The organism is Thalassolituus sp. UBA2009 (genome assembly GCF_002335285.1).
In the GTDB taxonomy this organism is placed as follows: Bacteria; Pseudomonadota; Gammaproteobacteria; order Pseudomonadales; family Oceanobacteraceae; genus Venatoribacter; species Venatoribacter alkanivorans.
The window spans coordinates 37,084-43,919 of record NZ_DDCJ01000158.1 but is presented as its reverse complement, the minus strand read 5'-3'; the positions used below and the strand labels follow the sequence as shown (position 1 = coordinate 43,919).

The 6,836-nt window shown below is 54.1% G+C and carries 9 protein-coding genes; 7 read left to right on the top strand and 2 right to left on the bottom strand.

Annotation, left to right across the window (positions count from 1 at the left end):
* Positions 1-75: 75 nt before the first annotated feature.
* Positions 76-315 carry a hypothetical protein gene (locus B3P58_RS19700; RefSeq protein WP_145469743.1) on the bottom strand — a complete coding sequence of 80 codons (240 nt, stop codon included), beginning with the start codon at positions 313-315 and terminating at the stop codon, positions 76-78.
* A gap of 156 nt (positions 316-471) precedes the next feature.
* Between B3P58_RS19700 and B3P58_RS19695 the strand changes: the two genes are divergently transcribed.
* On the top strand, positions 472-1,500 hold the full coding sequence (locus tag B3P58_RS19695; protein WP_230332697.1) for a DUF3549 family protein: 1,029 nt from the start codon (positions 472-474) through the stop codon (positions 1,498-1,500).
* A complete protein-coding gene (locus B3P58_RS19690; RefSeq protein WP_286719979.1) occupies positions 1,497-1,958 on the top strand; it encodes a YchJ family protein in 462 nt (153 codons plus the stop codon). Before B3P58_RS19695 ends, B3P58_RS19690 begins: the two co-directional genes overlap by 4 nt.
* 31 nt (positions 1,959-1,989) lie before the next feature.
* Here B3P58_RS19690 and B3P58_RS19685 read toward each other — a convergent pair whose 3' ends face one another.
* Positions 1,990-2,271, bottom strand: coding sequence for a hypothetical protein (locus B3P58_RS19685; RefSeq protein WP_145469740.1), 282 nt, complete (start codon positions 2,269-2,271; stop codon positions 1,990-1,992).
* A 387-nt stretch (positions 2,272-2,658) separates the two neighbouring features.
* Between B3P58_RS19685 and B3P58_RS19680 the strand changes: the two genes are divergently transcribed.
* The 5 genes from B3P58_RS19680 to B3P58_RS19660 form a co-directional block, all read left to right on the top strand.
* Positions 2,659-3,750 carry a hypothetical protein gene (locus B3P58_RS19680; protein WP_145469739.1) on the top strand — a complete coding sequence of 364 codons (1,092 nt, stop codon included), beginning with the start codon at positions 2,659-2,661 and terminating at the stop codon, positions 3,748-3,750.
* Between the two features lie 283 nt (positions 3,751-4,033).
* Positions 4,034-5,155 (top strand): D-alanyl-D-alanine carboxypeptidase family protein, encoded by a 1,122-nt coding sequence (locus B3P58_RS19675; protein WP_225692203.1) that lies wholly within the window; start codon positions 4,034-4,036, stop codon positions 5,153-5,155.
* A gap of 161 nt (positions 5,156-5,316) precedes the next feature.
* On the top strand, positions 5,317-5,589 hold the full coding sequence (locus B3P58_RS19670; protein ID WP_225692204.1) for a YbeD family protein: 273 nt from the start codon (positions 5,317-5,319) through the stop codon (positions 5,587-5,589).
* Positions 5,589-6,224 (top strand): lipoyl(octanoyl) transferase LipB, encoded by a 636-nt coding sequence (lipB, locus tag B3P58_RS19665; protein WP_225692205.1) that lies wholly within the window; start codon positions 5,589-5,591, stop codon positions 6,222-6,224. The genes B3P58_RS19670 and lipB overlap by 1 nt, the downstream gene beginning before the upstream one ends.
* 1 nt (position 6,225) lies before the next feature.
* Positions 6,226-6,836, top strand: a 611-nt coding sequence (locus B3P58_RS19660; RefSeq protein ID WP_286719975.1) for a lipoyl synthase, incomplete at its 3' end; no start/stop codon positions are given.

The following is a 6,836-nucleotide window of genomic DNA, read 5'->3' as shown; positions in this document are numbered from 1 at the left end:
CTGGGACTGGCAACGCTGGTCGCGCTGCTGCTCAGTCGCGTATTGCGGCGCCGGAAAGGCCGCTGATAACAGGTCTTACTGCTTATCCTGTAATGCCCGTACTTCGTTACGTGCCTCATTAAGCTGAAACTGCAGGTCGGCGACTTTCTGCTTCAGTTCGCGCGCAGCGGCCACTTCCTGCTGATGCTGGTCGGCAATCTCCTGCAGACTTTTTTCGGCATCTTTTACTTGCTGCTGCCAGCGTTTACTCAGCCGGTATGCCACCAGGGCACCACCAATAATCATGCCTGCCATAATGGCGAAAATAAGACCCATAACAACTCCTGTGGCCCTGAGGCTATGCGGGGTAAAACGTCAGTTTATCGGAATTAGCGCGGATATACCCGGCTGCCGGGCAAAAACTGGTAAACTGCCCGCCGTTGAATTTTCTGTGGGCTGATCGCCATCAGCCCATTGTTGTGGAGCGAAGTTGTGACCATTGCTGAACTGGTAGCCAAAAGTGGCGCGCAGATGCGCGTATTTGATCTTGGGCGACGCATCGAAGAAGTGCCTCTGGCGGATTTCAAAGCCTTTGAACAGATGCAGAAACCCTATCCGGTACCCTATCTGAAACATGCCTGGCTGGGCATTCTCAGCTGGAATCCCGATGAGCCGGGGCAGCACAATATCTGGTTTGTTAAGTTGCCGCTGGATGAGCAGAACATTCTGCAGCCAGGTCCGCGTGATGCCTTCCTGCAACACTGGCTGCGGGTTGCCCAGTATCCGGATCAGAAGCACGGCGATGCGCCCTGCAGCTACAAACCGGATGCTAACCGTATGGCTTACTTTCATGCACTGGCGCTGCAGGCGCTGGGGCAGGGGACGACCCAATACTACGCGACCGCCCGCGCTTACCTGAGCGGTGATATCGGCTGGGATAACTGGCAGCAGCTCGGCCTGCAGGGGCTGGCGGAAGTGGTTGCACGCCTGGCGGAAGAGCAGAATGAAACCCTGCTCTGTAATGCACTGCCGCATTTACCGGCGGTGCCGCGCAACGTGGTGCTGGGCTTCCTTGAAAATGCCGCACCGGGTCAGGCGCTGACCTCCGCGATTAACGACAGCCTGTCACAGGTGGTGGCAGGCGGTGCTGAGGTGGCCGATCTGGCAGCCTTTGCCCGTGCCTTATCGCACAGTGTTAATGCCGATCAGCGCGTGCTGTTGCTGCAGTTGCTGCTGCAACATCCGCACAGCCGTTCGGTCGAGTTGCTGGCCGCGCTGGGCAGCCGTTGCTGGCGTGATCTGCAGGGCGGATTGCTGCTGGCTTATCTGGAATGTCTGGCGGTTAACGAACAGGGCATCAGTGCCTTTAATGCGCTGGTTGCCGACCTGCTGGCGTTGCCGGGTATGCGCGAGCGCTTTATGGAAGTCTTCCGTTCTCCGCAGCGCAGTGAGTCGCTGGCTCAGGCGATTGGTCAGCTTTTGTCGCTGGCGCGTCAGGGTGACAGCGGGCGTCTGCAATGAGCGGTCAGGCAGAAGCTCTTTGCCCCTGTGGCAGTGGCCGTCTGTATGGTGACTGTTGTCAGCCGTTGCATCAGGGACAGCCTGCTGCAACCGCCGAAGCCCTGATGCGCTCGCGTTACACCGCCTTTGTCTTTGGCTTGCAGGAGTATCTGCTCGAAAGCTGGGACAGCCGCACCCGCCCGGCAGAATTACCGCTGGATAACGATACCCGCTGGTTTGGCTTAACGGTGCATGATTTACAGCAGGATGGCGACAGGGCGACGGTCAGTTTCAGTGCGCGTTTTTGTGAAGGTAAAGACTGGTTCTGCCTGAGCGAGGTTTCTGCTTTTGCTTTAGCGGCCGATGGCCATTGGCGTTATGTGGATGGTAAGGCTGATTTTCAGCCGCTGCAGCCGGGGCGTAATGACCTTTGCCCTTGTGGCAGCGAGAAAAAATACAAGAAGTGTTGCGGCGCCTGACACTGATATCGGGCACCGGATGAAAGGCCTGTCAGGATGGTTGCTGCGGACGGGTCATGCCTTTTAACAACATGCCCCAGACCATGGCAAAAGTGCCAAGCACAGACAACAGCATCATCAGATTGACCAGCGTGCTGTGGCGCTGATAGTAACTGCTCTGTGGTTGCGGCTGATCGGCACAGCGGGCATTGATGAAGTCGTAAAAGCCACCGCTTTGGCTGCATTCAGTCACGGCCGACATTTCGATTCCGTACAGTGTCAGCAAAATAATGCCGGGAACGGCAAATAACAGTGAACCGAGGCGTAGCCACATGTTTTTTTCTCCGCGTATTACAGGTGAATGACAGATGGAACTTGACATCAGAGGGCGATTCTTTGCATCTTACCAGCCTCGGGCCTGTTCACACTAATTGAATCAGGCCTGCTGAGAGCCAGTTTTCCTCAGAACAAGGAGAGAGGACTGATATTAGCGGGCTAAATGAATGACGAACGACGAGGTTTATGGGGGAAACCGGCCTCAGCCCGAAGGGTTATGGCTAAAAATTACTCATGCCGCGTTGCTGTTCGTTCGCTTAACCTGTTAGGCCACACTCTCAGCGCCTTGCCTGAGATATTTTTAGTCGATAACAGGCCTGTTTAATCAGTATGAACAGGCTCCGCTTATGCCCGACAAAACGATAACAAAATAAAGCTGCTCATTATGAAACGACTGATTACCGTAACTGCTCTACTGCTGGCCATGAATTCCCAGGCCGCTACCCAGAACCTGGATCAGCTGCTGAGCAGCATCAAAGCCGATATTGCTGCACAGCGTTTATCCAGCCCCGCAGGCAATAACGCGCTGGAGCGTATCGACGCTTTCCGTGAGCAGGCTCCCTATGATTTCCGTGTTGTGCCACTGGCCTATCAGTGGGGCGAAGCCTATGTGGCGCTGGCAAACAAAGCCATCGCAGCCAAAGAGTACGATAAGGCTCAGGGATATCTGGATAAAGTCTGGCTGGTAGCAGCACTGACTCCGGGGCTGGAAGAAAGCCAGGATAAACTGGATAAGCTTTATAAAGGTGCTCCGAACGTGGTTGCCCGTGCTGAAGAAAAAGGCCCGAGCAAAGAAGAGCTGGCGCGTCAGAAACAACTGGCCGAAGCTGCAGAAAAAGAAAAAGCCAAGGTAGAAGCCGAGCGTAAGCGTAAGGCGGAAGAAGAAAAACGTCAGGCTGCGGCGGACAAGAAGAAAGCCGAGCAGGAACGTCTGCGTCGTCAGGAAGAGGAACGTCAGCGTCGTGCTGAAGCGGAAAAAGCCGAAAAAGCAGCCGCTGCAAAACGTCTGGCTGATGCAGAAAAGGCCAACACTGCTAAATCTAAAGCTGATGCCAAACCAGCGGCTAAAGCTGCTCCTGTTGTCGCCGTGGCTAAACCCGTAGCGCCTAAGCCTGTGGTAAAAGCCAGCGCCGGCAGTAATGAAGTTTCTGAGTTGTGGAGTGAAGCGAAAGAAGATACCGCGCCTATGGCCAGCTATCCGGTTTCAGCCGAGCAGATTGCCAGCCGTGACCGTGATATCGCCGATAGTCTGCAGCCGGTCTGTAAAGCTATTCTGGATAACGATGCATCGGTGGTTGTTCATACTCAGGATAAAGCGGATTACCGTTGGTTGACGGTACGCCTGACATTGTGTCTGCGCCGTCTGGATAAGTCGTTCCGTCTGCGTCACAGCTATCAGGCTGTAGCTGACAACGCTCCGTTTGTGACTTTGCACCCAACGCGTGAAGTCTCTCTGGTGCGTCAGGCAGGGGATTAAACTTACGCGCTGAAGATAAAAACCCGGTTTTTTTGCCGGGTTTTTTTATATCGTTTTTTCGTCTGTGGCGATGGAACCAAACACCGGTTTTTACGGTCACTCATGGTCGGGCAGCGGCCCGGCTAATTCACCCGACAGGGGCAAACGAACATTGGAGGGAGCAGGAGCAGTCGTTACTCTTTCTGCCCCCTGCAAAAAATGTTCAGCGTGTTACAATGCGCGCCCGTGTTTACCCAACGGTTAAATATTTGTTATGCGTTATTTGCTATTGATAGTTTCTGTAATGATTTCTGCCATCACTGCTTCTGCCGTGCAGGCAGAAGTAATCGTGCCTAAAGCGCCGGATCTGGATGCCAGTGCCTATGTGCTGATGGATGCCGATAGTGGCCGTATTCTGGTTGAACATAACGCTGATGAACGTTTACCGCCGGCCAGTCTGACTAAAATGATGACCAGCTATATTGCTGTGCATGAGCTGGAACTGGGCAATGTCACTGAGCAGACTCAGGTGCCGATCAGTGTTAAAGCCTGGCGTAAAGGCGGCTCAAAAATGTTTGTGCGCGAAGGTACCGAAGTTGCGCTGATTGATCTGCTGCGTGGCATTATCGTGCAGTCAGGTAACGATGCATCCGTTGCGGTGGCCGAATACTTTGCCGGTTCGGAAGAAGCCTTTGCCGGCTGGATGAATCAGTACGCTGAACGTTTTGGTATGACCAATACCCACTTTGAAAATGCAACCGGCTGGCCGGCTGAGGGGCATTTATCTACCGCTGGCGATATAGCCAAGCTGGCGTTGCATATCGTTAAAGACCATCCGCATTATTACAAGCTGTACGCCGAAAAATATTACGAATACAACGACATCCGTCAGCCAAACCGCAACAAGCTGTTGTGGCGTGACCCTTCCGTAGACGGCCTGAAAACCGGTCATACCGATGAGGCCGGTTTCTGTCTGGCGGCTTCTGCTGTACGTGATAACACCCGTCTGATTGCCGTTGTTATGGGAACCCGCAGCGAAGAAGCCCGTGCCCGTGAAACCCAGAAATTACTGGCTTACGGTTTCCGTTATTACGAAACCCGTAAGGTCTATAACGCTGAAGAGGTACTGCAAACCAATCCGGTGTGGCTGGGTAAAACCGAAACCGCTGATATTGGTCTGGAAAAAGAGCTTTACCTGACCCTGCCGCGCGGCATGAAAGGCGAGCTGGAAGTGAATATCCTGACCGATGAATTTCTTGAAGCCCCCATCGTTAAAGGCCAGGTGGTTGGTACCCTGACCGTCAGCATGGAAGGTGAAGTACAGGCTGAGCGTCCGTTAATTGCACTGTCTGATGTTGAAGAAGCTGGTTTCTTCGGTCGTCTGTGGGGCAGTATCAAGCTGTTCTTTGCCCGCCTGTTTGCCTGATTGAACGCGGCAGATACGTGCCAGTCTGGGTTTTGGCTCAGGCTGGCTTTTGTGTTTCTGGCTGCTGAATAATGTGGCGTCTTTGGCCAAAGTCCGATGGCGCTTGAATTTCGTATGGGTTACAACCATATAAGGCTCTGATGTACAGAGAGGCCATAAACGTGAGTCAGCCTGAAGCTCCAAAAATTGAATTCCCCTGCGCTAACTATCCGGTAAAAATTCTCGGTCATGGTAAGGATGACTATGTCGAGGTTGTACTGGAGATTGTGCGTATTCATGCGCCTGAATGCGATGTTGAACGCATTCAGATCCGTAACAGTTCCAATGGCCGTTTCCGCGCCCTGACCGTATATATCACGGCCACAGGGATCGAACAGCTGCAGGCTTTGCATAAAGACCTGCTGGCCCATGACTATATCCATATGGTGATCTGATGACGGCTGTGCTTGTGCGTGAGCTGGGCCTGCAGGAATACACCCGCGTGTATGACGATATGCTGGCCTTTACCGCAGCGCGCGACGAGCAGACAGCTGACGAGCTCTGGTTTCTGCAGCATGAGCGGGTGTTTACCCAGGGGCAGGCGGGTAAGGCCGAACATGTACTGATGCCGGGCGATATCCCGGTGGTACAGAGTGACCGTGGCGGACAGGTTACCTATCATGGGCCGGGCCAGCTGGTGGTCTATCTGATGGTGGATATCAAACGCCTTGGCTGGGGACCGCGGGCACTGGTGTCGGCGATTGAGCGTGCGATCGTGGCCACTCTCAGCGAGTGGCAGATTGATTCTGCTCCGCGCGAAGATGCGCCGGGTGTTTATGTCGGTGAGCGCAAGATTGCCTCACTCGGGCTGCGTATTAAAAATGGCCGCTCCTTTCATGGCCTGGCTCTGAATATCGATATGGATCTGGAGCCCTTTCAGCGTATCAATCCCTGCGGCTATGCCGGCATGCAGATGACGCAGATGCGCAATGAAACCGATCTGCCGCTGAGCACTGAAGCGGTGATTGCTTCCTTACAACAACAGTTGCTGGCTGAATTGAGTGCCGGCAGCGAAGCGCCCGGAGCGTGATATGACAGATAAGGCGAAAGTGGTTCAGGGAGAAAAATTACGTGGTGCAGAAAAGGTCGCCCGTATCCCGATCAAAGTCATCCCTACCGAAGAGTTGCCGCGTAAACCCGACTGGATCCGCGTGCGTATTCCGGCCTCACCGAAGATTAACGACATCAAACAGAAGCTGCGCAAGCACAAGCTGCACACCGTGTGTGAAGAGGCCAGCTGCCCGAACATCGGTGAGTGTTTTGGTGGCGGTACGGCAACGTTCATGATCATGGGCGATATCTGTACCCGCCGTTGTCCGTTCTGCGATGTGGGCCATGGCCGGCCGAATCCGCTTGATGTGGATGAGCCGATCAATCTGGCTACCGCCATTGCCGATATGGGCCTGAAATACGTGGTGATAACCTCGGTAGACCGTGACGATCTGCGTGATGGCGGCGCCCAGCATTTTGCTGATTGTATCCGCCTGACCCGCGAGCACAGCCCTGCGATTCAGGTTGAAACCCTGGTACCGGACTTCCGTGGCCGTATGGAAATTGCCCTCGATATTCTCAGCGAAACGCCACCGGATGTGTTTAACCACAATCTGGAAACCGTGCCGCGTTTGTACAAAGAATGCCGTCC

Bases quoted from the DNA above. Each gene is read 5' to 3' on its own strand.
- B3P58_RS19675 (WP_225692203.1), top strand. From the start codon at position 4,034: ATGATTTCTGCCATCACTGCTTCTGCCGTGCAGGCAGAAGTAATCGTG.
- B3P58_RS19685 (WP_145469740.1), bottom strand. From the start codon at position 2,271: ATGTGGCTACGCCTCGGTTCACTGTTATTTGCCGTTCCCGGCATTATT.
- B3P58_RS19680 (WP_145469739.1), top strand. From the start codon at position 2,659: ATGAAACGACTGATTACCGTAACTGCTCTACTGCTGGCCATGAATTCC.
- B3P58_RS19690 (WP_286719979.1), top strand. From the start codon at position 1,497: ATGAGCGGTCAGGCAGAAGCTCTTTGCCCCTGTGGCAGTGGCCGTCTG.
- lipB (WP_225692205.1), top strand. From the start codon at position 5,589: ATGACGGCTGTGCTTGTGCGTGAGCTGGGCCTGCAGGAATACACCCGC.
- B3P58_RS19700 (WP_145469743.1), bottom strand. From the start codon at position 315: ATGGGTCTTATTTTCGCCATTATGGCAGGCATGATTATTGGTGGTGCC.